The organism is Microbacterium sp. SLBN-146 (assembly GCF_006715145.1).
In the GTDB taxonomy this organism is placed as follows: Bacteria; Actinomycetota; Actinomycetes; order Actinomycetales; family Microbacteriaceae; genus Microbacterium.
On the sequence record NZ_VFMR01000001.1, the window covers coordinates 2,086,923 to 2,112,912 of the forward strand.

At 68.3% G+C, this 25,990-nt stretch carries 22 protein-coding genes and 1 tRNA gene; 17 read left to right on the forward strand and 6 right to left on the reverse strand.

Annotation, left to right across the window (positions count from 1 at the left end; genetic code table 11):
• Positions 1-17: 17 nt before the first annotated feature.
• The 11 genes from FBY39_RS08955 to galE all read left to right on the forward strand — a co-directional run bounded on the left by FBY39_RS08955 (position 18) and on the right by galE (position 12,880).
• Complete coding sequence (locus tag FBY39_RS08955; protein WP_141931981.1) at positions 18-1,592, forward strand: immunoglobulin domain-containing protein; 1,575 nt, start codon at positions 18-20, stop codon at positions 1,590-1,592.
• Between the two features lie 175 nt (positions 1,593-1,767).
• Positions 1,768-2,895 (forward strand): hypothetical protein, encoded by a 1,128-nt coding sequence (locus FBY39_RS08960; protein WP_141931982.1) that lies wholly within the window; start codon positions 1,768-1,770, stop codon positions 2,893-2,895.
• On the forward strand, positions 2,888-3,622 hold the full coding sequence (locus tag FBY39_RS08965) for a hypothetical protein (protein WP_141931983.1): 735 nt from the start codon (positions 2,888-2,890) through the stop codon (positions 3,620-3,622). The genes FBY39_RS08960 and FBY39_RS08965 overlap by 8 nt, the downstream gene beginning before the upstream one ends.
• A 188-nt stretch (positions 3,623-3,810) precedes the next feature.
• Entirely contained in the window at positions 3,811-4,638 is an 828-nt protein-coding gene (locus FBY39_RS08975; protein ID WP_260837505.1) for a sortase, read from the forward strand.
• A gap of 335 nt (positions 4,639-4,973) precedes the next feature.
• Positions 4,974-5,753 carry a phosphate ABC transporter ATP-binding protein gene (locus FBY39_RS08980; RefSeq protein WP_260838064.1) on the forward strand — a complete coding sequence of 260 codons (780 nt, stop codon included), beginning with the start codon at positions 4,974-4,976 and terminating at the stop codon, positions 5,751-5,753.
• Positions 5,754-5,820: 67 nt separating this feature from the next.
• Entirely contained in the window at positions 5,821-6,567 is a 747-nt protein-coding gene (locus tag FBY39_RS08985) for a lytic transglycosylase domain-containing protein (protein WP_186336938.1), read from the forward strand.
• A 238-nt stretch (positions 6,568-6,805) separates the two neighbouring features.
• Positions 6,806-8,089 (forward strand): aspartate kinase, encoded by a 1,284-nt coding sequence (locus tag FBY39_RS08990; protein WP_141931986.1) that lies wholly within the window; start codon positions 6,806-6,808, stop codon positions 8,087-8,089.
• A gap of 450 nt (positions 8,090-8,539) precedes the next feature.
• Positions 8,540-9,610 carry an aspartate-semialdehyde dehydrogenase gene (locus FBY39_RS08995; RefSeq protein WP_141931987.1) on the forward strand — a complete coding sequence of 357 codons (1,071 nt, stop codon included), beginning with the start codon at positions 8,540-8,542 and terminating at the stop codon, positions 9,608-9,610.
• A gap of 58 nt (positions 9,611-9,668) precedes the next feature.
• Positions 9,669-11,141: a malate:quinone oxidoreductase gene (locus FBY39_RS09000; RefSeq protein WP_141931988.1), complete on the forward strand. Its 1,473-nt coding sequence runs from the start codon at positions 9,669-9,671 to the stop codon at positions 11,139-11,141.
• Positions 11,142-11,175: 34 nt separating this feature from the next.
• The gene (locus tag FBY39_RS09005; RefSeq protein WP_141931989.1) at positions 11,176-11,829 is read left to right on the forward strand and encodes a thymidine kinase; all 654 of its coding nucleotides are present in this window, start codon (positions 11,176-11,178) and stop codon (positions 11,827-11,829) included.
• Positions 11,830-11,860: 31 nt separating this feature from the next.
• Positions 11,861-12,880, forward strand: a complete 1,020-nt coding sequence (galE, locus tag FBY39_RS09010) for a UDP-glucose 4-epimerase GalE (RefSeq protein WP_141931990.1) — start codon at positions 11,861-11,863, stop codon at positions 12,878-12,880.
• A 4-nt stretch (positions 12,881-12,884) separates the two neighbouring features.
• On the opposite strand, the gene FBY39_RS09015 is transcribed toward galE, so the two are convergent.
• Entirely contained in the window at positions 12,885-13,784 is a 900-nt protein-coding gene (locus FBY39_RS09015) for a DUF1295 domain-containing protein (protein ID WP_141931991.1), read from the reverse strand.
• A 128-nt stretch (positions 13,785-13,912) separates the two neighbouring features.
• On the opposite strand from FBY39_RS09015, the gene FBY39_RS09020 reads away from it, so the two are divergent.
• Positions 13,913-14,644: a FadR/GntR family transcriptional regulator gene (locus FBY39_RS09020; protein WP_141931992.1), complete on the forward strand. Its 732-nt coding sequence runs from the start codon at positions 13,913-13,915 to the stop codon at positions 14,642-14,644.
• Between the two features lie 26 nt (positions 14,645-14,670).
• Positions 14,671-15,933 carry an alpha-hydroxy acid oxidase gene (locus FBY39_RS09025; protein ID WP_141931993.1) on the forward strand — a complete coding sequence of 421 codons (1,263 nt, stop codon included), beginning with the start codon at positions 14,671-14,673 and terminating at the stop codon, positions 15,931-15,933.
• 30 nt (positions 15,934-15,963) lie between these two features.
• Here FBY39_RS09025 and FBY39_RS09030 read toward each other — a convergent pair whose 3' ends face one another.
• The 4 genes from FBY39_RS09030 to FBY39_RS09045 all read right to left on the reverse strand — a co-directional run bounded on the left by FBY39_RS09030 (position 15,964) and on the right by FBY39_RS09045 (position 20,721).
• Positions 15,964-16,737, reverse strand: coding sequence for an HAD-IIB family hydrolase (locus tag FBY39_RS09030; RefSeq protein WP_141931994.1), 774 nt, complete (start codon positions 16,735-16,737; stop codon positions 15,964-15,966).
• 203 nt (positions 16,738-16,940) lie between these two features.
• A tRNA-Pro gene (locus tag FBY39_RS09035) sits at positions 16,941-17,017 on the reverse strand.
• A gap of 39 nt (positions 17,018-17,056) precedes the next feature.
• Entirely contained in the window at positions 17,057-18,007 is a 951-nt protein-coding gene (locus FBY39_RS09040; RefSeq protein WP_141931995.1) for a metallophosphoesterase, read from the reverse strand.
• On the reverse strand, positions 18,004-20,721 hold the full coding sequence (locus FBY39_RS09045; RefSeq protein ID WP_141931996.1) for a transglycosylase domain-containing protein: 2,718 nt from the start codon (positions 20,719-20,721) through the stop codon (positions 18,004-18,006). Before FBY39_RS09045 ends, FBY39_RS09040 begins: the two co-directional genes overlap by 4 nt.
• A gap of 119 nt (positions 20,722-20,840) precedes the next feature.
• On the opposite strand from FBY39_RS09045, the gene FBY39_RS09050 reads away from it, so the two are divergent.
• Together FBY39_RS09050 and FBY39_RS09055 are read left to right on the forward strand one after the other, a co-directional pair.
• The gene (locus FBY39_RS09050; RefSeq protein WP_141931997.1) at positions 20,841-21,056 is read left to right on the forward strand and encodes a DUF4177 domain-containing protein; all 216 of its coding nucleotides are present in this window, start codon (positions 20,841-20,843) and stop codon (positions 21,054-21,056) included.
• 2 nt (positions 21,057-21,058) lie between these two features.
• Positions 21,059-21,526 (forward strand): RidA family protein, encoded by a 468-nt coding sequence (locus FBY39_RS09055; RefSeq protein WP_141931998.1) that lies wholly within the window; start codon positions 21,059-21,061, stop codon positions 21,524-21,526.
• Between the two features lie 49 nt (positions 21,527-21,575).
• On the opposite strand, the gene acs is transcribed toward FBY39_RS09055, so the two are convergent.
• On the reverse strand, positions 21,576-23,558 hold the full coding sequence (acs, locus tag FBY39_RS09060) for an acetate--CoA ligase (protein WP_141931999.1): 1,983 nt from the start codon (positions 23,556-23,558) through the stop codon (positions 21,576-21,578).
• A 439-nt stretch (positions 23,559-23,997) separates the two neighbouring features.
• On the opposite strand from acs, the gene FBY39_RS09065 reads away from it, so the two are divergent.
• Positions 23,998-25,020, forward strand: coding sequence for a TadA family conjugal transfer-associated ATPase (locus tag FBY39_RS09065; RefSeq protein WP_141932000.1), 1,023 nt, complete (start codon positions 23,998-24,000; stop codon positions 25,018-25,020).
• The gene (locus FBY39_RS09070) at positions 25,005-25,970 is read left to right on the forward strand and encodes a pilus assembly protein TadB (protein ID WP_141932001.1); all 966 of its coding nucleotides are present in this window, start codon (positions 25,005-25,007) and stop codon (positions 25,968-25,970) included. The genes FBY39_RS09065 and FBY39_RS09070 overlap by 16 nt, the downstream gene beginning before the upstream one ends.
• Positions 25,971-25,990 lie beyond the last annotated feature (20 nt).

Sequence of the window (25,990 nt, forward strand, 5' to 3'; positions counted from 1 at the left end):
GGAAAGGAATTCACTCAATGAACGTCTCCATCAAGAAGCGCGTCCTCGTCGGGGTGGCCGCCATGGCCGCGCTCGGCCTGGTTCTCGCGCCCGCGACGGCTGCCACCGCAGCCCCGCTCGACAACGGCTCGGAGTTCCCGATCTACCTCGTGGATGCCGACACCGAAACGACCATCGCAGGGCAGACCCTGCAGTGGGACTCCGTCGTGTCCGCTGTCGCCAACCTCGAGAGCCCCTACGACCGCTTCCCCGCGAGCCTCGACGCGACCGGCGTGAAGTACTTCATCTCCGCTCCCGGCGAAGAGCTCACGCAGGCGCAGTGGTACGGCACGCGTACCGGTTCGCTCGACACCACCGACAAGACCAACGGCCTGAGCTACATGCCGCTGAACACGTTCGGCGACGGCGACCGCGCGGGTGACGTCAGCGAGGTGCAGATCAACGGCGGTACCTTCAGCCTGGGCTTCGTCTACACGAAGGAGAACGGCAACCAGATCGCCAGCCGCAAGGGCGCCTGGTTCACGATCACGGTCGCAGCGGGCGGCAGCTGGACGTTCACCGAGCCGGTGCCCGTCCAGGGCGACGAGGCGCCGCAGATCACGACGCAGCCGTCCGACACGACGGTCTCCGCAGGTGCGGATGCCACGTTCACGGCCGCGGCGTCGGGTTCGCCGGCGCCGACGGTCGCATGGCAGTCGTCGACGAACGGCACCACCTGGACCGCCGTGGCGGGTGCGACGACCGCGACGCTGACCGTTCCGGCGACGACCGTCGCACAGTCGGGCACGCAGTACCGCGCCGTCTTCACGAACTCGGCCGGCACGGTCGAGTCCGACGCGGCAACTCTCACGGTCAACCGGACGGCACCCACGGAGCCGACCGGATCCGACGCGGGCAACGTCGTCATCGAGGCCCCGGCCGAGGGCGAGTCCACGATCACGGTTTCCGCGGGAATCGCGAACGCCAACAAGACGCTGACGGCGTGGGCGTGGTCGACCCCGACCAACCTCGGTCAGGTGACGACGGACGCGTCCGGTGACGCCGAGGTCGACATCTCGGGTCTCCCCGCCGGCACCCACACGATCGCGCTCGCGGAGTCGGACTTCACCGTCGTCGCGTGGGGCACGATCGAGATCGCGTCGCAGGTCGGCGACCCGATCGCCGGCGACGTCGACCTGTCGGCGACGGTCACGGCGAGCGACCTCTGGGCCCTCCAGGGTGTCCCCGCCGCGATCGACTTCGGTGCGGTGAAGCGCAACGCGACGGCTACGCAGGCGCTCGGCGCCGTCAAGGTCGTCGACGACCGCGCCGAGCTCACGGGCTGGTCGCTGGATGCCACGTGGGAGGACTTCGTCTCGGGCACCGATGAGATCCCGGCCTCCGCGCTGACGATCGCGGCGAAGCCCGCTGCCGGCAGCACGCTCCTGGACGGCATCACGATCGGCACGGGTACCAACCTTGCTCAGAGCACGGCGGTCTCGACCCTCGAGGAGGGCGCTCTCTTCGACGCCGACCTCACCTTCACGGCGCCCAAGGACGCCAAGGTCGGCGAGTACCACTCGACGCTGACCATCACGCTCACCTCCAAGTGAGCCTGTCCGGCGCCGCCGGATGACAGGAACCCTGGTGGGGAGGCCGCGTGCGGCCTCCCCACCAGGCGTCTTGCCCGGAGCATCCGGCATCCGTGACATTCTCCGGAGTGGTCCTGCTCACTCCGTGTTCATCTGCGCTCTGCGCGTTCTTCCTCCTGGTCTGGGGAGATGGAGCGTGTCTTCTTCACCCACCCGACGGAGCGGGCGCATCGCGAAGGCGTTCGGCGCAGTCCTGCTCGTCGGCACGCTTCTCACGGTGCCGCTCCTCACCGCGCACCCCGCGACCGCATCGACGGTCGACGATCCCGAAGGGGCGGGGACGGTCAGCGTCTCGGGGCGACCCGCGGATGCCGAAGGGCGCCCTGACGGGCGGACGCGCTTCAGCTACGCAGCCGATCCGGGTCAGACCGTCACCGATCGGTTCCTCGTCGGAAACCGTGGCTCCGCGCGCCAGGACTTCACCGTCTACGGCACCGACGCGTTCAATTCGCCCGACGGGGGTTTCGCCCTCCTCTCCACGTCGGAGGAGCCGGTCGCCATCGGCGCATGGACGCGATTCGAGAACGGCGAACCCCGGATCCAGTTCTCCCTCGAGCCCGGCGAGGTGCGCGTCCTGCCGTTCACGATCGACTTCCCCGCCGAAGCAACGCCCGGCGACCACGTCGGCGGCATCGTCGCGTCGGTCGTCGAAGCGGGCACGCAGGTGAACGTCGATCGTCGTGTCGCGACCGCCGTCTACGCGCGGGTCTCCGGCGAGCTTCAGCCCAGACTCGTCGTGAGCGAGTTCGAGGCGACGCATGTCGGCGACTGGTGGAATCCGTTCTCCGGGTCGGTCCTGATCAGGTACACGGTCGAGAATCCCGGCAATGTCGCTCTCGCGGCGAACGTCACGATGGGCGTCGATACGTGGTTCGGTATCCCTGCGACGCAGGCGCAGGGCGGGAGCGTTCCCGACATCCTTCCCGGCAATTCAGCCGCGTTCGAGTTCGAGGCGGGCGGCGTCGCGCAGTGGCTCTACCTTCTCGCGCACGTGCGCCTCAACCCCTTCGTCGACGACCCGGACACCGCCAAGCAGCTGCCTGTTCCCGCCACGACACGCGACGTCGTCACGTGGGCCGTGCCGTGGACGGTCCTCATCCTGATCGTCCTCGCAGCGGGAATCGCTGCCGCTGTCTGGTGGAAGCGCCGCCGCGACGATGAGTACGCGCGCGAGTGGCTGGAGAAGACGCAGAGCGAGGCGCGGGCAGCCGCGCAGCGCGAGGTGGAACTCGTCGCAGCGGGCAAGGCGCCGACGAATGACTAGCCCTCCTCGGCCGAGCACGAGGCGAGCGCGGAGCGGACTCGTCGTGGTCGCCCTCGTCGCCTCATGGATGCTGGCGGGCGGCGTCATGGTCTGGGGTGCCGCGGCGGCCTCCGCATCCGACATCGCCGTCGACATCGTCGACGACACGGCGACGCCCGCGCCGTCGGCGCCTGCCCCGGCGCCGCAGGCGTCGTCCGGACCCGGCGGGGGATCGGGTTCGGGATACTCCGGCAGCACCTCCAGCCCTGTGCCCGTGTCGACGCCGATTCCCGTCGACACGGCCCCGCCGGGCGAGCGCATCATGTTCGTCGTCAGCGGTCTGACGGCGGTGGGACATCCGTCGGCGAATCCGCTCGCGGGCGGACGGGTGACGGCCGAGGTGACGGTCCAGAACCTCACGGGCGAGGCCCTCGACGCGTCGGTGGACTTCCGCGTGGACGACATCTTCGGCAACGAGCTCGCCTCGCTGAGCGATGTCCCGATCGGGAACCTCCTTTCCGGTGATCGGCGAACGATCGACGTGGACCTCGGTGACGTCCGCATCTCGGGTCTCGTCCACGTCAGCGCAACCGTGACACCGCCGTCGCAGGTGGGTGACCTGGAGCTTTCGCCGGTGAAGCGCGACGCGTGGACGATGCTCCCGTCCTGGTACGCGGTCGGCTTCCTCCTCGCGACGGCGGCGAGCCTCGCGACGTGGGCGTACCTCAGGTACGGGAGGAAGCTGTGACGGTCGCACCCGCGCACGTGGGTCCCGAGGAGCGCACCGAGGTGCTGCCCGCGGCACGCCCGGACGGAGGGTCGCCACGGCCACCCCGACCGCCCCGGAGCAGGCGCCCCGAGCGTGAGCCCCGGCCACCGCGCCCGCCGCGGAGGCCGCCCCGCACGTTCGCGCCTCTGAGCCCGCGGCAGCGCGCCGTGCGCACGGTCAGCATGCTGGTCGCGGTCGTCTCGCTCGCCTTCGTCTTCTTCCTCGTGATTCTGAGCAGCGTGCAGCATGCCGCGACCCAGCAGCAACTGTCGGATGCGTTTCGCGCACAGCTGGCCGAGGGGACTGCGCCTGTGAGCGAGGGCGACTTCGAAGGGAATCTGCTCGCCGACGGGGCACCGGTGGCGATGATCGAGATTCCCGCGATCGGTGTGCGTGAAGTCGTCGTCGAAGGGACGTCGGCCTCAGAGCTGGCGCTCGGGCCGGGCCACCGGCGCGACACGATCCTGCCGGGTCAGCAGGGGACGAGCGTCATCTACGGTCGTGCCGCCGCGTACGGCGGTCCCTTCGCCCGCCTCCAGCAGTTGGCCATCGACTCCGAGATCGTCGTGACGACAGGCCAGGGCGAGCACACCTACCGGGTCATGGGGATCCGCTACGCGGGGGAGTCGACCCCGCCGCCGATCGGCAGCGACGAGGGACGTCTCGTGCTCGTCTCGGCTCGCGGGCTTCCCTACGTGCCCACGGGTGCCGTCTTCGTCGACGCCGAGCTGACGAGCGAGGTCGAGGATCGCGGGGCGCGCTTCACGACCTATGCGACCGTCCCGCCGAGCGCGAAGCCGTTCGCGAGTGACACCTCAACGGTGTGGGCACTCGTCTTCGCGCTGCAGTTCCTCGTTCTCGCCGAGATCCTCCTCCTGTGGCTCATGCCGCGTCTGGACTCGCGTCGCGCGTGGATCGTGTTCTTCCCCCCGATGCTCCTCGGCGGCATCTGGGCGGCCTACCAGCTCACACTTCTCCTGCCCAATCTCCTGTGAGGGGAACCCGCATGTCGAATGCACCCACCGAACCCCGCGCGGATGTCGTCGAAACGTCCTCGCCCGCCAGCTCGGCGTCGTCCGCTGTCGAATGGACGCCCGGAAGCGACATCACGACGGTCCTCGGCTTCGACGACGATAGAGACGCGGAGTCGACAGGCGGTGACGCGGCGATAGCGTCCGCGTCACCGACCGGCCCGCAGAACTCCGCGCCGGTGCGCGAGCGAAATCGCCGCCGCGGCGCGTTCAGATCGTGGTCGCCGATCGAGCGACGCGGGACAGGGGAGCGCCCGGCGCCCGTCGATGCGACCACTCCTCGGCTCGCGAGTCCGCCCCTGGAACTCGCGTCTCTCGAAGCGCGCGACATCACGGCATGGTTCGGCGACCACCAGGTGCTCGACCGCGTGTCCCTGACGATGCAGGCGGGCCAGGTCACAGCCCTCATCGGGCCGAGCGGATGCGGCAAGTCGACGTTCCTGCGGATCCTGAACCGGATGCACGAGCTCGTTCCCTCCGCGTCGCTCGCCGGCGAGGTGCTCCTGGACGGCGAGGACATCTACGACGCGCGCCGTCGCCTCGTGGACGCCCGCAAGCACATCGGCATGGTCTTCCAGAAGCCCAATCCGTTCCCCGCGATGTCGATCTACGACAACGTCATCGCGGGCTTGAGCCTTACGGGAGTGAAAGCGGATCGCGACACGAAGGACTACCTCGTCGAGCGCTCTCTCACTTCGGCGGGGCTGTGGAAAGAGGTCAAGGATCGCCTCCGCGCCCCGGGCGGAGGCCTGTCGGGCGGACAGCAGCAGCGCCTGTGCATTGCGCGGTCTCTCGCCGTGAAGCCCAAAGTGCTCCTCATGGACGAACCGTGCTCGGCCCTCGACCCCACCTCGACGCGCGTCATCGAAGAGACGATGGTGGAGCTGCAGCGCGAGGTCACGATCGTCATCGTGACCCACAACATGCAGCAGGCGCAGCGGGTGTCGCAGCAGTGCGCGTTCTTCCTCGCATCGCAGGGCACGCCGGGTGCCATCGTCGAGCACGGCGACACGGCGATGATGTTCGACTCGCCCATCGATCCGCGGACGTACGACTACGTCAACGGTCGGTTCGGCTGATCCGCAGATCGGCGTCGTCCCAGAGCCTCCACGTACCATGTCCGACACGGACGGATCGACTCACCACATGCGCGGCATCATTCTCGCCCTCGCGGGAGTGCTCGTCGTCGTGCTCGGCGTCTGGATCTTCCTCGTCGTGGGGTCGATGCCGAGCGCCGATCCGCCGACTCCGCCGCTGCCCGCACCCGCCGAAGGATCGCAGCCCGACCAGGCCGCACCGTCCGCCGACGTCGCTTCTGCGGATGCCCTCCCGAACGTGCACGCCGATCCGGCCTGGGTCGAGCGGACGTCGCAGTCCACCGGCATCCCGGTCCGTGCCCTGCAGGCGTACGCGACGGCTCACCTCATCGTGCAGATCGAGCAGCCCGACTGCGGACTGAGCTGGAACACCCTCGCGGGCATCGGTCTCATCGAGACGGCGCACGGTTCCCACGGGGGAGCGGTGCTCGGGGTCGACGGCCGACCCGAGCCGCCCATCCGCGGTCCCGCGCTCGACGGGAACGGCGTCGCGGCGATCTCCGACACCGACGGTGGCGTGTGGGACGGCGACACCGTGTGGGACCGCGCGGTCGGACCGATGCAATTCATCCCCGACACGTGGTCGCGATGGGGAGTCGACGCCGACGGCGACGGGCGGGCCGACCCGAATCAGATCGACGACGCGGCGCTCGCCGCCGGGAGATACCTCTGCGCGTCCGGCGAGATGCGCAGCGTCGACGGATGGCGCGGCGCCGTCTTCAGCTACAACCACCTCGACACGTACGTCGACGCCGTCGCGGATGCCGCCAACCGCTACGCAACGCCGACGGCATGAGGCCCCTCCCGTGAGCGAGAAGACCCAGACCGCTGCTTTCGGCGCCGAGTTCGAACGGTCTGCGTCTTCTCGGCACCGGGGGACGGGCACCGGAGGGATGAGCGTCGCGGGGATGACCGCCGTCACATGACCGAGCGCGCATGGGCGCATCCGTAAGATGGTGCGGTGGCCGCGGCATCCGCCTGTGCGCCACCACAAGATTCGCTCGCCGCCCAGCGGCATCCCCGGGAGTTCCATCGTGGCGCTGATCGTCCAGAAGTACGGCGGGTCGTCTGTCGCCGATGCCGAGAGCATCAAGCGGGTCGCCAAGCGCATCGTCGACACCCGCCGCGCGGGCAACGACGTCGTCGTCGCCGTCAGTGCGATGGGCGATACGACCGACGAGCTCCTCGACCTCGCGAGCCAGGTCGCCCCGATCCCCGCGCCGCGCGAGCTCGACATGCTGCTCTCCAGCGGCGAGCGCATCTCGATGGCACTCCTCGCCATGACGATCCACTCGATGGGATTCGAGGCGCGGTCGTTCACGGGCAGCCAGGCGGGAATGATCACGGATGCCACGCACGGCGCCGCCCGCATCGTCGACGTCACACCCGTACGCCTTCGCGAGGCCCTCGACGAGGGGGCGATCGTCATCGTCGCGGGGTTCCAGGGGTTCAACCGGGACACACGCGACATCACGACCCTCGGGCGCGGCGGATCCGACACGACGGCTGTGGCTCTCGCTGCGGCCCTCGACGCCGACGTCTGCGAGATCTACAGCGACGTCGACGGCATCTTCACGGCCGACCCGCGCGTCGTACCCAAGGCTCAGAAGCTCGGCTCGGTCTCGAGCGAAGAGATGCTCGAGCTCGCCGCCAACGGGGCGAAGGTGCTGTACATCCGTGCGGTGGAGTACGCACGGCGTCACGGCGTCCTCATCCACGCGCGCTCGACATTCAGCTCGGGCGTGGGAACCTACGTGCTCGGACCCGGGATGACGCTGCCCGCCGGTGAAGGAGAAGAGATGGAAGAACCGATCGTCGCAGGGGTCGCCACCGACCTCGGACAAGCCAAGATCACCGTCATCGGCGTTCCCGACGTTCCCGGCAAGGCCGCCGAGATCTTCAAGGTCGTCGCGAAGTCGGGTGCCAACGTCGACATGATCGTCCAGAACGTGTCGCTGGCCACGACGGGTCGCACCGACATCTCGTTCACGCTTCCGAAGTCCGATGCCACGGCGGCCCTCAAGGCGCTGGCATCCGACCAGGCGGAGATCGGGTTCGAGAGCCTCGTGCACGACGACCAGATCGGCAAGCTGTCGGTCGTGGGCGCCGGGATGCGCACCCACTCGGGCGTCTCGGCGACGCTCTTCGAGGCGCTGAGCGTCTCGGGGATCAACCTCGAGATGATCTCGACCTCTGAGATCCGCATTTCCGTCGTCGTGCGTGGCGACGACCTCGCCGAGGCGGCACGACTCGTGCACACGGCCTACGGCCTCGACGGCGAGGTCGAAGCGGTCGTACACGCCGGTACGGGACGGTAGTCCTCCACCTCCCCGCGTGTTCCGACGCGTCTGATAGTGTGACCGCACGCTCTCATACCACTGGGGTTTGGTGGGCGTCTCCGGTTTGGGGCCGGGAAGAACGTGAGCGGTCGCAACCCGTATGCGGCCGTGACTCTGGGGAGTCTGCACAATGATCGACCGCGTCAGCGCGCCTGTGGCCATCGCCACCGAGCGCGCTCTCACCACCCGCGCGCGGTTCGTCCTCCTCGACCCCATGCTGGCGACCGACGCTGCGCGTCGGTCTGCGCGGCGCTGACCTCCCCCCGGTCGGCATCGCGCCGGGGCCTGGCGAATCCCCCCTCGCCAGGCCCCGCCCCGTGTCCCGGTGCCCTGCAGAGCGTCAGACCGGCCCGTCGTTCGACCGGTAGGATCGGCTCAACCCGCGCACCCGACGTCGTCTGCGCCGCCCGCTCCACGCCGAGGAACACCATGACCCGTATCTCTGACTCAGGACTCTCCGTCGCCGTCGTCGGCGCCACCGGCCAGGTCGGCACGGTCATGCGCGAGATTCTCGCGGAGCGGTCCTTCCCGATCCGCGAGCTGCGACTGTTCGCGACGGCACGTTCGGCAGGCACCGCCGTCGAGTTCGCGGGCGAGACGATCATCATCGAAGACGTCGAGACCGCCGACCCGGCGGACATCGACATCGCGCTCTTCTCCGCGGGGGCGACGGGTAGCCGCGCGCACGCACCGCGCTTCGCGGAAGCCGGTGCTCTCGTCATCGACAACTCCAGCGCGTGGCGCATGGATCCCGATGTGCCGCTCGTCGTCAGCGAGGTCAACCCGCACGCGATCGCCGAGGCTCGCAAGGGGATCGTCGCCAACCCCAACTGCACGACGATGGCCGCCATGCCGGTTCTCAAGGTGCTCGATGCCGAGGCCGGCCTCGAACGCCTCATCGTGAGCACGTACCAGGCCGTGAGCGGCTCGGGCCTCGCGGGCGCCGAGGAGCTCCTCGGGCAGGTGGAGGGCGTGCTCGCACAGGGGAACACGATCGACCTCGTCCACGACGGCGGCGCCGTCGACTTCCCGCAGCCCGAGAAGTACATCGCTCCCATCGCCTTCGACGTCATCCCGTTCGCGGGCAACCTCGTCGACGACGGATGGAACGAGACCGACGAGGAGAAGAAGCTCCGCAACGAGAGCCGCAAGATCCTCGAGCTTCCCGACCTGCGCGTCGCGGGCACGTGCGTTCGTGTCCCCGTCTTCACGGGCCACTCGCTCAGCATCAACGTCGAGTTCGCGCGTGACATCACGCCCGACCGGGCACGAGAGCTGCTCAGTGCCGCTCCGGGTGTCGCGCTGGAGGAAGTGCCCACGCCGCTGCAGGCGGCAGGCAACGACCCGAGCTATGTCGGCCGCATCCGTGCGGATCAGTCGGCGCCCGAGGGCAAGGGGCTCGTCCTGTTCATCTCGAACGACAACCTCCGGAAGGGCGCTGCGCTCAACGCGGTGCAGATCGCCGAGGTCGTCGCCGCGAAGCTCGGCACGAACGCCTGACGACGCGTGGGGGTCCGCCGCGGTCTGCGGCACTCCGTGCGAAGCCTAGAATCGTAGGGTGACTGAACCCGTGGATGTCGTTCTCGTCGGCGGTGGCATCATGAGCGCCACCCTGGGCACACTGCTCTCCGAGCTTCAGCCCGACTGGCGAATCGTCGTATACGAACGCCTGGGCGACGTCGCTCTGGAGAGCTCGAACGCGTGGAACAACGCCGGCACGGGGCACGCGGCCCTGTGCGAGCTGAACTACATGCCGCAGGGCAAGGACGGCTCGGTCGATCCGGCGAAGGCTGTCTCGATCAACGAGCAGTTCCAGCAGAGCCGTCAGCTGTGGGCATCCCTCGTCGAGGAGGGCGTACTCGACGAGCCGTCGACGTTCATCAACTCGACCGCGCACATGACCTTCGTGCGCGGAGAGAAGGACGTCGCGTACCTCAAGAAGCGCTACGAGGCGTTGAAGGACCAGCCGCTGTTCGGCGGCATCCAGTACAGCGAAGACTCCCGTGTCATCAACCAGTGGGCCCCGCTGCTCATGCAAAAGCGCCGCGCAGGTGAGCCGTTCGCGGCGACGCGCGTTCCCGCGGGCACCGACGTCGATTTCGGGGCGCTCACGCGGCAGATGTTCGACAACCTCCGCAAGCGCGGAGTCGAGGTCATCACGAACTGCGAAGTGCGGAAGATCCGTCGCCGGAAGGACGGCACGTGGCGCCTCAACTGGCGCAACACGATCGGACGCACACCCGGTCACACCGATGCGAAGTTCGTCTTCGTCGGGGCGGGTGGATGGGCACTCAAGCTCCTGCAGTCCTCGCGCATCCCCGAGATCTCCGGGTACGGCGTGTTCCCGATCGGCGGGCAGTGGCTCAAGACCTCGAACCCGGCCCTCGTCGCGCAGCACCGGGCGAAGGTCTACTCACAGGCATCCGTCGGAGCACCGCCCATGTCGGTACCTCACCTCGACACGCGCGTCGTGGACGGCGAGGCGTCGCTCCTCTTCGGCCCGTTCGCGACCTTCAGCCCGAAGTTCCTCAAGCACGGCAAGATCACCGACATCATCGCGCAGGTGCGGCCGGGCAACATCGGCCCCATGCTCAAGGTCGCGATCGACAATCCGTCGCTCATCTCGTACCTGGTCGGCGAGCTGCTGAAGAACCACGCCAAGAAGGTCGACAGCCTCCGCGAGTTCATGCCCACCGCGAAGGATGAGGACTGGGAGCTCCTGCAGGCCGGTCAGCGCGCGCAGGTCATGAAGAAGGACCCCGAGAAGGGCGGCATCCTGCAGTTCGGCACCGAGGTCGTGACGTCGGCCGACGGCTCGATCGCGGGTCTCCTCGGGGCTTCTCCGGGAGCGTCGACGGCCGTGTCGATCATGCTGGGGCTGCTGAAGACCTGCTTCCCCGAGCACCAGGAGGCGTGGGAGCCTCGCCTGCGAGAGCTGATCCCGAGCTTCGGGCAGACGCTCAACCCGCAGCCCGAGAAGGCCGCCGAGACGCTTGCGGAGACCGCGCAGGTCCTCTCGCTGACGGCCTGACCCCGCCCGCCCCGCACACGACTACGCTCGGGACGTGGCAAAACTGTACTTCCGCTACGGCGCGATGAATTCGGGAAAGTCGACATCGCTCCTGCAGGCGGCGTACAACTATGAGGAGCGCGGGCAGCACGTGCTCCTCGCGAAGCCGGCCGTCGACACGAAGGATGCTGAGCGCGTCTCCTCCCGCCTCGGTATGTCCCGCCCCGTCGACTTCCTCATCAAGCCCGACGACGACCTGCGCACCCTTTTCGAGCTCCACCGTTCGCGGTTGCGTCATGATGCCGTCGAGACCCTCATTCCGGATGCCACCGTCTCGGGGCGCGCTGCCGATGTCGCGTGCCTCCTCGTCGACGAGGCGCAGTTCCTCACGCGAGACCAGGTCGATGACCTGCTGCGGATCGTCGTGCTCGACGGGGTCCCGGTCCTGGCGTACGGCATCCGCACCGATTTCCGGACGGAAGCGTTCCCCGGTTCCCGCCGCCTGATGGAGCTCGCGCACAGCCTCGAGGAGCTCAAGACCATCTGCCGCTGCGGGCGCAAGGCACTCTTCAATGCGCGACTCGTCGGCGGACGCTTCGTCTTCGACGGTGACCAGGTCGCGATCGACGAACTGACGGCCGACCGCGTCACGTACGAGTCGATGTGCGCCGAGTGCTACCTGCGCGAGTCGGGCGGACGCCTGGGCTGAGCGGGTACGCGCGGACATCTACGCTAGAGATATGCGCGTTCTTCTCGCCGGCGGCGCCGGCTACGTCGGAGCCCACACGGCCGTCGCCCTCCTCGACGCAGGACACGAGATCGTCCTTCTCGACGACCTCTCCAACACGTCGGCTCTCGCGGCCGAGCGGGTGTCGCAGATCACGGGTCGCCCCGCGCCCCTCGTCGTCGGCGACGCGTCCGACGAGAGCGTCGTCGCCGCCACGTTCGACGAGTTCGGACCGTTCGACGCCATCGTGCACCTCGCCGCCTTCAAGGCGGTGGGGGAGTCGATGGAGAAGCCGCTCGACTACTACTCCAACAACCTCGACACGACCTTCGCGCTCGCGCGCGTGGGGCTCGAGCGCGGCATCCGCTCGTTCCTCTTCTCGAGCACCGGCACGGTCTACTCCGACCCGTCCGATCTGCCCTTCACCGAGGAGTCGACGACGAGCGTCGACCTGTCGAACCCGTACAGCAAGTCCAAGCGCATGAACGAGGTCGTGCTCGCCGACATGGCGCGCGTGAACCCCGAACTCGACGTCACGGTCCTGCGCTACTTCAATCCCGTCGGCGCCCACGAGTCGGGCCTCATCGGCGAAGACCCGTCCGGCATCCCGAACAACCTCATGCCCTACATACAGCGTGTCGCCGTCGGATCGCTCGAGCGCATCGGGATCTTCGGAGACGACTACGACACCCCCGACGGCACGGGTCTTCGCGACTACATCCACGTCGTCGACCTCGCGCTGGGACACGTCGCCGCGCTCGAGCGGGCGCAGCCGGGGTTCGTCGTGTACAACCTGGGCACCGGTCGCCCCGTCAGCGTCCGCGAGCTGATCGCCGCCTTCGAGCGTGCCGTCGGACGAGAGCTGCCGAAGGTCGTGCTTCCGCGCCGCGCGGGCGACGTCGATGCGACCTACTGCGATCCGTCGAAGGCCGCTCGCGAGCTCGACTGGGTCGCGACGCGCACGATCGACGACGCTGCGCGGGACGCCTGGAACTGGCAGTCACGCAACCCGCAGGGGTTCGCGTCCGCCTGATTCCTCACGCGGGCTTCGGGGCGGGTGCCTTCGAACCCTTCGGCTTTGCACGCGACCCATTCGCGGGAGAACCCTTGCGCGCCTTCGCCGATGACCGACGCGGCGGAAGCGGCACGAGCATCGACGTCGTGCGCTTGTACTCGGCGTAGGCGGGGTACTTCGACGACGAGATGGACTCTGTGAAGATCGTCGACCCGATGAAGAGGATCGTCAGGAGGATGGCGCCCGCGATCGTCCAATTGATCGCGCCGCCCCAGAACCCCAGACCGGATGCCACGGCGGCCGTCGCGCCGAGCGCGTAGAACGCCCACCACTGCGCCTGCTCGAAGAAGAAGTTGGGGTGGCGGCTCCAGGCGAAGAGGCCGCTCGCGAGGAAGCCTTCGGCTCGCCCTTCGTGCTTCGCGCGGTGGAAGTCCCATTGCTGCTGGTCTGCGATGAACTCGCCCACGAGGAACGCGAGGAACAGGAGCGCGAACACGGCATCCCAGACGCCCATCGGTGCGGGGTTCTGCCACGCCATGAGAGCCGGGAGGGTGATGAGGACGAGGAGTGCGTTCTGGTAGAGCACGATGAACAACAGGTTGAAGATCTGGAACTGCCACGGCTTCATGCGCCCACGCAGGATCGCCCACCGGTAGTCCTCCATGCCGGTGTATCCGCCCTTGCGAGCGAAGTTGTAGGTGAGGCGCGCTCCCCACGCGGTCACGAGGAGCGCCATGACGACGAGGCGCGTCGCGTCGTTCCCGTCGAGGATTCCCGCCACGGCGAAGATCCACACGTAGACGACCGGGACGATCGACCAGATGCGATCGACCCAGGAGGTGTCCTTCGTGATGAGGGACGCAACCCAGCAGAACAGGCAGGATGCACCGGCGACGAGGAGCACGAGGAGGAGCGGATCCATGCGGTCAGACTACAGACGAGGCCCCGTTGGACCCAGGCTCTCCGGTCGGCGGGTCGCTTGCATGTGGTCAGACCATGCATGTACTGTGGTCGGACCACACGCGGGTGGATGAAAGACCGGAGCAACGCATGCCCACGACCTCGACGGAATCCGTCGCGTCCGCGCGCGCATGGCGTGTCGTCCTGGAGAAGATCGAGACGGATCTCCTCGAGGGGCGCCTTGGCCCGGGGGATCGCCTCGCGTCGGAGCGCGACCTCGCGACGTCCCTCGGCGTCGGCCGGTCGAGCGTCCGCGAAGCACTCCGCGTCCTCGAGGTCATGGGGCTCCTGCGCACCGGCACTGGGTCCGGGCCTCACGCCGGGGCCATCATCACGGCGACACCGCAGGGCGGCATGTCGGCTCTTCTCCGGCTCCAGGTCGCGGCGCAGGGGTTTCCGCTCGACGATGTCGTCGCGACCCGTCTCGTCCTCGAGACCGCCGTCGCCGAAGCCCTCGCGAACATGACCGACCCGACGCTCGACGCTGCGCATGCGATCCTCGACGCGATGGACGCCGAGGAGCTGACCCCTGCCGAGTTCCTCGTGCTCGACGCGCAGCTCCACCTCGCCCTGGCCGAAGCCTCCGGGAATCAGGTCATCGCCGCCACGATGGCGGGTCTTCGCACGGCCATCGAGTCGTACGTCCTCGCGGGCGTCGAGCGCATTCCCGATTGGGATGCCGCGGCCACGCGCCTGCGCGCCGAACACTGCGCGATCGTCGCCGCCGTGTCCTCTGGCGACGCACAGGCCGCCCGAACCCTTATCCACGACCACATCACCGGCTACTACGCGGCGGCGGCGCTCTCGCGCCCGTCCGCCTGACGAACCCGCAGAAGGAAACGACCACGATGGTGCAGCGCCAGCTTCCCAAGCCCGCAGAACTCCTCGAACTCATGCAGTTCAAGAAGCCGACTCTCGACGCGAGAAAGCGTCGCCTGGATGCCGCGCTCACAATCTACGACCTGCGCACGATCGCAAAGCGGCGTACACCCAAGGCTGCGTTCGACTACACCGACGGCGCGGCGGAGGCGGAACTCTCGCTCTCTCGCGCTCGTCAGGCGTTCGAAGACATCGAGCTCCACCCCGATATCCTGCGTCCGGCCGCCGAGGTCGACATGTCGACCGAGATCCTGGGAGGCCCGTCCGCGCTCCCGTTCGGCATCGCGCCGACCGGCTTCACACGGCTCATGCAGACCGAGGGTGAGTCGGCCGGTGCGGGTGCGGCTGGGGGAGCCGGCATCCCGTTCACCCTCTCGACGCTCGGTACGACCTCCATCGAAGACGTCAAGAAGGCCAATCCGCACGGACGCAACTGGTTCCAGCTGTACGTCATGCGTGATCGGGAGATCTCCTACGGCCTCGTGAAGCGCGCCGCAGCGGCGGGCTTCGACACGCTCCAGTTCACGGTGGACACGCCCGTCGCCGGCGCGCGCCTGCGAGACAAGCGCAACGGCTTCGCGATTCCGCCGCAGCTCACGGTCGGCACGATCATCAACGCGATCCCGCGCCCGTGGTGGTGGATCGACTTCCTCACGACGCCGAAGCTCGAGTTCGCGTCACTCTCGACGACGGGCGGGACCGTCGGCGAGCTCCTGAACTCCGCGATGGACCCCACGATCAGCTATGACGACCTCGACGTCATCCGCGGAATGTGGCCGGGGAAGATCGTCGTCAAGGGCGTTCAGAACGTCGAGGACTCGAAGCGGCTCATCGACGCGGGTGTCGACGGCATCATCCTCTCGAACCATGGTGGACGCCAGCTCGACCGCGCGCCGATCCCGTTCCACCTCCTGCCGGAGGTCGTCCGCGAGGTCGGCAAGGATGCGACGGTCATGATCGACACGGGCATCATGAACGGCGCTGACATCGTGGCATCCATCGCGATGGGCGCGAAGTTCACCCTCATCGGGCGCGCGTACCTCTACGGCCTGATGGCGGGCGGACGCGCGGGCGTCGACCGCACGATCGAGATCCTGCGCGTCGAGATCGAGCGCACGATGAAGCTCCTCGGCGTCTCGTCGCTCGCTGAGCTCGAGCCGCGCCACGTCACGCAGCTCACGCGTCTCGTTCCCGTGGGGGCCTCCGCCGCGCGCGCGACGACCTCCGCCTAGCGAACCTGAGCCGGGGCGCGGGCGCCTTGCTCAGGCGCGCGCGGGGAGGGTCGGGATGAGTTCCTCGAGGTAGACGGCGGTGTCTTCCCAGCCGTGCACCGCGTGGCACGTGACGCCCATCGCGAGGACGGGGTAGTCGTTACCATCGGGATCGAGGCGGTCACCGACGAAGAGCATGTCGTCGAGCGAGATGCCGGTCTGCTCGGCGAGTTTGTTCATGCCGTACGCCTTGTCGATCCCGCGGTGGGTGATGTCGACCGACGTCGAACCTCCCGAGCGCACTTCGAGATCGGGGATGCGGGCCGCAACCGCCGCCCGCAGCGTGTTCTTCTTCTCGCCCGTCGGATCCCATGCCGTCTTCGCGTCCAAGGGAGCCCGCTGCCCGAGTGCCGAGAAGGTGATCTGCGAGCCACGGTCTTCGAGGATGTCGCCCCACGTCTCGGACTCCCACAGGCCCAGGCGACGTGCCTCCTCCTCGACAGCGGAGAGTGCCCGCGACTTCTCGTCGTCGGTCAGCGACAGGGCGTAGACCGTACGGATGCCGTCGCCGTCGATGCGGTAGTACTGGGTGCCGCACGTCGGGAGCAGGTGGAACGAGTCGGAGACCGCGGCGGCCGAATCCGGGAGCAGATCGATCACCTGGGCGGTGAACTGGGCTAGCTGCCCGCCGGAGATGATGGCGACCTCGACTCGCTCGGCGAGTGCGACGAGGAGATCTCCGATACGGGGATCGATGGCACTCTTCGACGGAGCGAGAGTGTCGTCGAGGTCGAATGCGACGAGAAGCGGGGCGGCGGACATCATGCTCCTTCTTGCGAGAAGGGCCCCACCTTGCGGCGGAGCCCTCCATTGGTCGACCGCTCCTGCCGTGGGTCTGGGGCCGCTGGGCAAGGGGTCAGGCGTCCCCACGAGCCTAGCGGAGTCGATCGATGGCGAGAACGAACGCTCACGACGCGCCAACCAAGACGAAAGAGCCTCCCGCAAATCTGCGGAAGGCTCTTTCGAAATGGTCGGGGTGACAGGATTTGAACCTGCGGCCTCTTCGTCCCGAACGAAGCGCGCTACCAAGCTGCGCCACACCCCGTCACCGCTCGCGCGGCAACCCTGAGAGTCTACCCGATCGTCAGGCCTCGTCAGAACCCGCGGCGGCGCGCGGCAGGAGAGTGATCAAGGATGCCTCGGGCCTGCATGCGAAACGCACGGGCGCGTAGATCGAGTGGCCGAGTCCTGCGCTGACGTTGAGCGGCAGGGTACGACCGTTGTGCGTCCACGAGCTGAGGCCGCGCGCTTGGTCGAGCGGAATGTCGCAGTTCGCGACGAGTGCCCCGTAACCGGGCAGTCGCACTTGGCCTCCGTGCGTGTGGCCGGCGAAGAGCATGTCGGCGTTCAGATCGGTGAAGGCGTCGAGCACGCGCCGATAGGGTGCGTGCGTGACGCCGATAGTGATCTCCGGCGCGCCCTGGGAGCGCAGCTCGGCGAGCGGCTCGGGCAGCAGGTCCAGTCGGTCCCACTTTCGGTGCGCGTCGTTCACACCGAAGGCGTCGACTCTGCGCCCCGCGATGCTCAGAGACCCGACGGCATCGTTGAGATCCAGCCAGCCGAGATCGTTCCGGAGATACCGGTCGAGCGCGGCGGTGTCGAGCGGCTCGGGTGAGTGCTTGGCCTTCGAAGGCCCGGTGAAGTATAGGAACGGGTTGCGGGGCGAGGGGGCGGCATGGTCGTTCGACCCGTGCACGAAGACACCCGGGATGCCGCGCAGCGGATCGAACGCGCGTCGCAGACCCGCGAGTCCCTCGGCGTGGCCGAGATTGTCGCCCGTGTTGACGATGAGGTCCGGCTCGAGCTCTGCGAGCCGAGCGATCCACTGCTGCTTGCGGTGCTGCCACGGAGCCATATGCGCGTCCGACACGTGCAGGACCTTGATCGGCGCGGCATCCGGGGGAAGGATCTCCAGTTCATGCGTCCGCACCGTGAACAGGTACCGCTCGATCCCGATGCCCCACACGGCCGCACCGGCACCGACCGCGCCCACGATCCCGAGGGCGGTGAGCGCGGTCGAGCGTGCGGAACTCACCCGCACTGGCGTGCGGAGAAGTTGAGAGAGATCGCCGAGTTGCGGTTCACGACCGAGCCGGCACCGGGACTGGTGCCCGTGGCCCGGCGCTCATTGCCGTTGAGGCTTCCGTCGGCGGTACAGGTACCCGGCGACACGTTGCCGAAGCCCTGACCGTTGAGGGTGTTCCTCGCGACGTCGTAGGGCTGGCCCGCGACATCCGGGATGCCGACACCCTGCCCGTTGCTCGGGTAGATCGTCACGGTGAGGCCACCGGCGACGCGACCCGCGCCGGGATCCTGGCGCGTGATGATGCCTTCGCTCTCGGCACCGTCGACCGGGTCTCCGACGTTGACGGAGAATCCTGCGTTGACGAGGCGCGAGCGAGCCTGGTCGACCGACAGGCCGACGACGTTCGGAAGGTCGCTCAGCACCTGACGGGTCAGCTGACCGTAGTCCCTCGAGAACGGATTGCCCCCGTACATCGCGTTTGCACTGAACTGCACCGTTCGAGCGAGGGCATAGCGGATGTTGGAGATCTGCGAGCCGTTCGCCGAGCGGCGGAAGATGTCGCCCTGTCCCGTGCTGTTGCCGACCCACGCGGCCGTCGCGACGTTCGTCGAGGACTCGACGAGCCACGACTGGTACTCCTCGTGCGTCCCCGTCTTGCCGAGCACAGGAGCGTTGCCGGGGTTTCCGCCGCCGCCTGTTCCGCCGTTCATGACGCCCTGGAGGGCGAGGGCTGCCGCAGCGGCGACCGTCGGGTCGAGCACCTGCGTGCACGAGCGCTCGGGAAGCGCGCGGTCCTGGCCGTCCGAGTCGACGACGCGGTCGATGACCTTCGGCTGGCAGTAGACGCCGTTGTTCGCGACGGTCCCATAGGCGCCTGCCATCGCGACGGGCGAGATGTTCGCGTCACCGATGACGTTGTTGGCGAACTGCATCTTGATCTCGGTGCCGTCACCGCGTGTCACGCCCATGCGGGTCGCGACCTTGCCGATGTCGCAGAGGTCGAGCTTCTCGGCCATCGCGAGGTAGCCGGAGTTGAGCGAGGTCGCCGTGAAGCGCATCGGAGTGCCGACGAAGCCGCCGACGCCGCCGAAGTTGCCGATCTTGTCGCCCGTCGTGTTGACCCAATCGCCTTCACACGAGTTGGTCATGCGGGGGAAGACGCGGTTCACGCCGTTGAGCGTTTCGTTGACCGAGTGCCCCTTCTCGAGCCAGTCGATGAGGGTGAAGAGCTTGAACGTCGATCCGACGTTGAAGCCTCCGGACTTGCCGGTCACGGAGTCACCGGCATACACGAGGGATGAGTAGTTCGGATCCTCTGCGAGCGACGCGTCTTCGCTGAAGAGCGTGTTCTGCGACATCGCGAGGATGCGGCCGTCGCGGTTGTCGATGCTCACGGTCGCCGAGCCCAGACGTCCCGTCTCAGGACCCGTCCAGCCTTCGACGGAGGTCGGTACGCGCTCCGCCATCGCCTGGTCGGAGACAGCCTGCAGGCGCGGGTCCATCGTGATGTAGACGGTCAGGCCTCCGCGCTGGAGGTTGCGCACGCGGTCGATCGGCTCTTCACCGAAAGCAGGGTCGGAGAGGATCGTGTTCTTGACGTACTGGCAGAAGTAGGCGCGCGAACCGGCTGCCGCACACCCCACAGTGGGGGCGTTGATGCTGGGCGTGATCGGCTCGATGACGGCAGCCTCGTACTGTTCCTGAGTGATCTTGCCGTCACTGAGGAGGCGGCTGAGGACGTAGAGCTGGCGACCCTTGGTTGCGCTGTACGGGTCGGCCGCCGCAGCGTACTGCTCCTGCGTGATCTTGCCCTGGTCGAGAAGCTGCTTGAGGGGGCCGAACTGCGCCGTGTCGATGTCGTCGATGACGCCGTCGGCGGCCTTGTTGTAGCCGTTTCCGTCCTTGTCGAAGATCGATCCGCCGGGCTTGTCGATCCGGTAGGTGTTGGGGTTCTGCACCATCCCGGCGAGGGTTGCGGCCTGCGAGAGGCTCAAATCAGCGGCGGAGACGCCGAAGTAGTAGCGGGATGCCGCGTCGATGCCGTAGTTCGTGCCGCCGAAGTTCGCGATGTTCAGGTAGCCGAGCAGGATCTCGTTCTTGGAGTACTTCTGCTCGAGCGAGATGGCGTACCGCATCTCCTGGAGCTTCCGCTGGACGCCCTCGGCGCCCTGCGCCGTCGTGGCCTCGGTCCAGCAATTCGCCAGCACCTGCGCTTCGGTGAGCTCCTCGGTCGCGGAGGCATTGGCCTCGCAGCGCTGCACGAGCACGTTCTTGACGTACTGCTGGCTGATCGACGATCCGCCCTGCGTCTCGCCGCCGCCCTGCAGGTTGGACAGCATCGCGCGCGTCGTGCCGATGAGGTCGACCCCGCCGTGCTGGTAGTAGCGCGGGTCTTCCGACGACAGGATCGCGTCGTAGAGCACGGGCGCGACCTGGTCGAAGTTGACGGGGGAGCGGTTCTGGTCGTAGAACTTCGCGAGCTCGGACTGCTCGCCCGTCTCGGGGTTCGTGACGATGATCGTCGACGGGAGCATGAGCTTCTCGATGTCGAGCACGCTCGGAAGGTTGTCGAACATGTCGATGGCGCTCGTGGCCGCGGCGCCGGAGACGGCGATCGCGGGCGTGACGGTGGCGGTGACGAGGACTCCCGCGACAGCGCTGAGGCCGACGAGGCCGGCGAGACCGCCGAACACACCTCTGGCCGTACGTTTCGTTCCAGGCATAGGCTTGATCGTAAGGGAGCTAGCTGGACTTTCCCCCGACGGGCCGCCGCTCGCGGGCGATTTCACAGGACAGCCGTGCGCTCCCATCCGCCCATCCCGCACCCCTTCGAGGAGTCCGAATGACGACGTGGGAGTACCTCACGACACCCCTGTTGATCCACAACACCGCCGCGATCCTCAACAACTGGGGCAAGCAGGGGTGGGAGCTCGTCCAGGTGGTCCCCGGCCCCGAGGGCGGTCTCGTGGCGTACCTGAAGCGTCCCGTCGGAGGCGGTTCCGCCAACGCGGGACTGGATGCCGCGGCGACCGCCGCCCAGCAGTTCGAGGGGGCGTGACGATGAGTGTTTCGCAGCGTCTTGCCGAGATGGGTGTCGAGCTTCCCTCGGTCGCAGCGCCCGTCGCCGCCTACATTCCGGCAAAGGTCCACGGCGACCTCGTCTACACGTCCGGCCAGCTCCCGTTCGTCGACGGTCTCCTCCCCGAGACGGGGAAGGTGGGCGAAGCCGAGGGACTCGTCTATCCGCCTGACGCCCAGTTCTACGCCCGCCGCTGCGCGCTCAACGCTCTTGCTGCGGCTGGTGCGGCGGTGGGTGGAGTCGATCGTCTCACCGGCGTGCTCAAGCTGACCGGCTTCGTGGCATCCGTCGTGGACTTCACGGGCCAGCCGGGCGTCATCAACGGCGCGAGCGAGTTCCTCGGTGAGGTCTTCGGCGAGGCGGGCTCGCACGCGCGCTCCGCGGTGGGCGTGCCAGTGCTACCGCTCGACTCGCCCGTCGAGGTCGAGGTCGTCTTCACCTTCGCGTGACGGATGCCGCGGCGCTTCACCCGCCGCGGCATCCTCATCGCTCCTGTCGTCAGCGCACCTGAGCCGAGATGACCGACATGACGGCCGTGTCGGCGAGAGTCGTCGTGTCGCCGACTTCGCGACCCTCCGCGACGTCGCGGAGGAGCCGGCGCATGATCTTGCCCGACCGCGTCTTCGGCAGCTCCTCGACGATGTAGACGTCACGCGGTCGTGCGATCGGACCGATCTGTTCGCCGACCCATCCGCGCAGGGACTGCGCGAGGCCGTCGGGGGAGTGGGCTGCGAGATAGCTCCGCTTGATGATGACGAACGCGGCGACAGCCTGGCCGGTCGTCTCATCCGACGCACCGACGACGGCCGCTTCTGCGACGGCTTCGTTGGCGACGAGGGCCGACTCGATCTCTGTCGTCGAGAGGCGATGACCCGAGACGTTCATGACGTCGTCGACGCGACCGAGGAGCCAGACGTCGCCGTCCTCGTCGAGACGCGCGCCGTCACCCGCGAAGTAGTAGCCCTGCTTCTGGAACTTCTCCCAGTACGTCTCGACGAAGCGCTCGGGGTCTCCCCAGATGCCGCGGAGCATCGACGGCCAGGGCTCGGTGATGACGAGAAGCCCGCCGTTGCCGTTGCCGACGTGCGTGCCGTCCTCGTCGACCACCTCGACCGAGATGCCCGGGAGGGGCACTTGGGCGGAGCCGGGCTTCGTCTCCGTCACCCCGGGGAGCGCGGAGATCATCATGGCGCCCGTCTCGGTCTGCCACCACGTGTCGACGATCGGGGCCTGCTTCGCGCCGATCACCTTGCGGTACCACATCCACGCCTCGGGGTTGATGGGTTCGCCGACCGAGCCGAGCAGCCTCAGCGATGACAGGTCGAACTTCGCGGGGACGTCGCGTCCGATCTTCATGAACGAGCGGATCGCGGTCGGGGCGGTGTAGAAGATAGTGACGCCGTACTTCTCGATGATCTCCCACCAGCGCCCCGGATGCGGCGTGTCCGGCGTTCCTTCGTAGAGGACCTGCGTCGCCCCGTTGGCGAGGGGGCCGTAGGTGACGTAGGTGTGGCCCGTGATCCAGCCGATGTCGGCCGTGCACCAGAACACATCCGACTCGGGGTGGATGTCGTGGACGACCTTGTTCGTGAAGGCCGCCTGCGTGAGGTACCCGCCCGACGTGTGCAGGATGCCTTTGGGCTTTCCCGTCGTTCCTGACGTGTAGAGGATGAAGAGCGGGTTCTCGGCGGGGAAGGCCTGCGCCTCGTGATCGGCAGATGCCTTCGGAACGACGTCGTGCCACCACAGGTCACGCCCTTCGGTCCACGCCACGTCGTTGCCTCCGCGCTGGACGACGAGCACGTGCTCGACTGTCTCCTGCGGGCCCGAGCCGTTGCGGTCGGCGAGCGCCTGGTCGACGGCGGGCTTGAGGGGCGAGACCTTGCCTTTGCGGTATCCGCCGTCGGCCGTGATGACGAGCTTGGCTCCCGCGTCGTCGATGCGCGCCCGCAGGCTGTCCGCAGAGAAGCCGCCGAAGACGACCGAGTGGATCGCGCCGACGCGGGCGACCGCCAGCATCGCGGCGACGGCTTCGGGAATCATCGGCATGTAGATGGCGACGCGGTCTTCGGCGCCGATCCCCAGTTCGCCGAGGACGTTGGCGAGGCGCTTGACCTCGTCGGTGAGCTCGGCATACGTGATGCGACGGGTGTCGCCTGTTTCGCCCTCCCACAGGAGCGCGACGCGGTCGCCGTTGCCCGCTTCGACGTGGCGGTCGAGGCAGTTGTAGGCGACGTTGAGCTCGCCGTCGGCGAACCACCGGGCGAACGGCGGGTTGGACCAGTCGAGCACCTCGGTGAAGGGAGTGTGCCAGTGCAGTGACCGCGCCTGCTCCGCCCAGAATCCTTCGCGGTCGGCGGCGGCCTGCTCGTAGAGCTCCCGCGTGGCGTTGGCCGATGCGGCGAAGGTGTCGCTCGGGGCGAATCGCCTCGTCTCGTTGAAGAGGTGGTCGATCTGGCTGCTCGTGGTGAGGTCACTCATGGGGCGCGCTCCTTTGCGGCGTGTGGTCTGTCGAGCGGGACGGTGGACGTTCCGCGAGCCTGCGAGGAATCTACTGACGGTCGGCCCCACGCACTACCTCCGATAGTGGGTGAACCTGCCCCGCGCCCGCTCGTCCGACCCGCGGCGGATATATGACTGCGAATACACCAGAAGTGTTTTGCCGGGGGTGTGAAGTCGCCTATGCTCTTGACCGGCCGAACATTCGATTCTGGCATTGCGGTGTCGCACACCCCCCCGATTAGCGACGCCGCGTGTGGCGGCATCCCATTCCCCCCATGGGATGCCGCCCTCACTTTTCGCTCCGCGGTTCACCCCGAGGTGGCCGTCGTCTCCTCCCCAGGGAAGGGGATCAACAGGCATATCCACGGATGGGGGATCGTCGCATCGAGCGCGCGGCGCCGGCTCGTACCGTCGGGGGATGCCGCATCCGTTCATCGTCCAGCCGCCCGGCGCCGCCGCGCGCGCAGGCGACGTCGATCGACCCGCGCGGCGCGACGTGCCGCGGCATCAGGCACTCGCACCGCTCGCGCGGTACCTCGCCGATCCCGATGTGACGGACCTCTTCGTCAACGGTGAGGCGGGTCTCTTCGTCGATCGGGGCGAGGGAGTCGTCGCGGTCCCGGAATGGCGGGCCGGCGAGGATGCCGTCCGCGATCTCGCCGTCGCCCTGATCGGGCTCGGAGGCCGCCACATCGACGACGCGACTCCGTGCGTCGACGTCCGGCTCGATCGGGGGATCAGGGTGCATGCCGTCCTGCCACCGGTCGCTGCCGAGGGCACGATGATCTCCGTCCGGATCCCGCGTGTCCATCGACCGACCCTCGGGGATCTCGAGGCGACGGGGAGCATCGGTCCCGCCGCACATGAGCGTCTCCTCGACCTCGTGACGCGGCGGGTGAATGTTCTCGTGACGGGGGCCGCCGGCGCAGGTAAGACGACGGTCCTCGCCGCGCTCCTGGCCGCCGCCGACGAGTCGGAGCGGATCGTGACGATCGAGGATGTCGCCGAGCTCATGCTCGCCCACCCTCACCATGTCCGCCTGGAGGCGCGGCAGCCGAACCTCGAGGGAGCGGGCGGTGTCGATCTCGCGCGGCTCGTTCGCGAAGCGTTGCGGATGCGTCCCGACCGGCTCGTCGTGGGCGAGTGCCGCGGGGCAGAAGTCCGCGAGCTCCTCTCGGCTCTCAACACGGGGCACGACGGGGGAGCGGGAACGCTCCACGCGAATGGACTCCACGACGTGCCTGCACGCTTGGAAGCGCTCGGATCGCTCGCGGGGCTCGATGACCGCTCGATCGCGCGGCAGGTCCACAGTGCGATCGGAGCCGTCGTGCATGTCGCTCGCGATCGCGCCGGACGCCGCCGCGTCCACTCCGTCGGTCGCCCCGCCATCGATCCGCACGGTCGACTCCGTATCGAGGAGCTCGCGTGGCCCGCAGAGTGAAAGGGCAGGATGCCGCGACGGTCGCTGTCACCGTGCAGACGCTCGCGGTCCTGCTCCAGGCGGGGGTCGTGCCGGTGCGGGCATGGGAGCACCTCGCGGCGTCGGGTGATCCTGCCGCGCAACGCGTGTCGACCGCGGTGGGCGAGGGAGTGCCCATCGCCGAGGCGATCGCGACGCGCGCACCCGACCCCGTGGAACCCCGTGCCCGCGGGATCCGTCGGCGTGGTCGCCAGACGCCACGCCGAACGGTGACCCCGGCGGATGCGCCCACGTGGATCGCCGTCTCGGCGGCATGGGGCGTCGCGACGAGCGTGGGTGCCCCGCTCTCCGAGTGTCTGCGAGGGCTTGCGATCGCGCTCCGAGACGCTCACGAGACGGCAGACGAGGTGCGGATCGCGCTGGCCGAACCAGCCGGAACCGCCCGGCTCATGAACGGGCTCCCGCTCGTGGGAGTCGTGCTCGGCTTCGCGCTCGGCTTCGATGTGCTGGGCGTTCTCTTCCGCAACCCTCTCGGCCTCGCTTCCTTGACGGCAGGGCTCGCGCTCGTCGTCGCTGCACGCCACTGGACGAACCGCCTCGTGACGAGTGCGACAACGGCGGAGCAGGCGCCCGGGCTGGATGCCGAGCTCGTGGCGATCGCTCTCAGCGGCGGCGTCTCCATCGAGCGGGCTCATCTTCTCGTCCTTCAGCACACGGGCGCATCACCGGCGGCGGCCACGGAAGAGGTGCTCGCTCTTTCGCGCTCGGCGGGAGTTCCGGCCGTCGAACTGCTCAGGGCCGCGTCGACTCTCGCTCGGCACCGCGCGCGCGTCGAAGGCCGTCTACGGGCTGCGCGGCTCTCGACGCGTCTGCTCCTTCCGCTCGGGGTGTGCACGCTCCCCGCCTTCCTCCTCCTCGGTGTCGTGCCGATGCTGCTCAGCGTGCTCTCCGTCGTTCCCGCGGCCCTCTGATCGTGCCCGTCTCCCACCCT

Bases quoted from the DNA above. Each gene is read 5' to 3' on its own strand.
- FBY39_RS08955 (WP_141931981.1), top strand. From the start codon at position 18: ATGAACGTCTCCATCAAGAAGCGCGTCCTCGTCGGGGTGGCCGCCATG.
- FBY39_RS08965 (WP_141931983.1), top strand. From the start codon at position 2,888: ATGACTAGCCCTCCTCGGCCGAGCACGAGGCGAGCGCGGAGCGGACTC.
- FBY39_RS08985 (WP_186336938.1), top strand. From the start codon at position 5,821: ATGCGCGGCATCATTCTCGCCCTCGCGGGAGTGCTCGTCGTCGTGCTC.
- FBY39_RS08995 (WP_141931987.1), top strand. From the start codon at position 8,540: ATGACCCGTATCTCTGACTCAGGACTCTCCGTCGCCGTCGTCGGCGCC.
- galE (WP_141931990.1), top strand. From the start codon at position 11,861: ATGCGCGTTCTTCTCGCCGGCGGCGCCGGCTACGTCGGAGCCCACACG.
- FBY39_RS09015 (WP_141931991.1), bottom strand. From the start codon at position 13,784: ATGGATCCGCTCCTCCTCGTGCTCCTCGTCGCCGGTGCATCCTGCCTG.
- FBY39_RS09020 (WP_141931992.1), top strand. From the start codon at position 13,913: ATGCCCACGACCTCGACGGAATCCGTCGCGTCCGCGCGCGCATGGCGT.
- FBY39_RS09025 (WP_141931993.1), top strand. From the start codon at position 14,671: ATGGTGCAGCGCCAGCTTCCCAAGCCCGCAGAACTCCTCGAACTCATG.
- FBY39_RS09030 (WP_141931994.1), bottom strand. From the start codon at position 16,737: ATGATGTCCGCCGCCCCGCTTCTCGTCGCATTCGACCTCGACGACACT.
- FBY39_RS09045 (WP_141931996.1), bottom strand. From the start codon at position 20,721: ATGCCTGGAACGAAACGTACGGCCAGAGGTGTGTTCGGCGGTCTCGCC.
- FBY39_RS09050 (WP_141931997.1), top strand. From the start codon at position 20,841: ATGACGACGTGGGAGTACCTCACGACACCCCTGTTGATCCACAACACC.
- FBY39_RS09055 (WP_141931998.1), top strand. From the start codon at position 21,059: ATGAGTGTTTCGCAGCGTCTTGCCGAGATGGGTGTCGAGCTTCCCTCG.
- acs (WP_141931999.1), bottom strand. From the start codon at position 23,558: ATGAGTGACCTCACCACGAGCAGCCAGATCGACCACCTCTTCAACGAG.
- FBY39_RS09065 (WP_141932000.1), top strand. From the start codon at position 23,998: ATGCCGCATCCGTTCATCGTCCAGCCGCCCGGCGCCGCCGCGCGCGCA.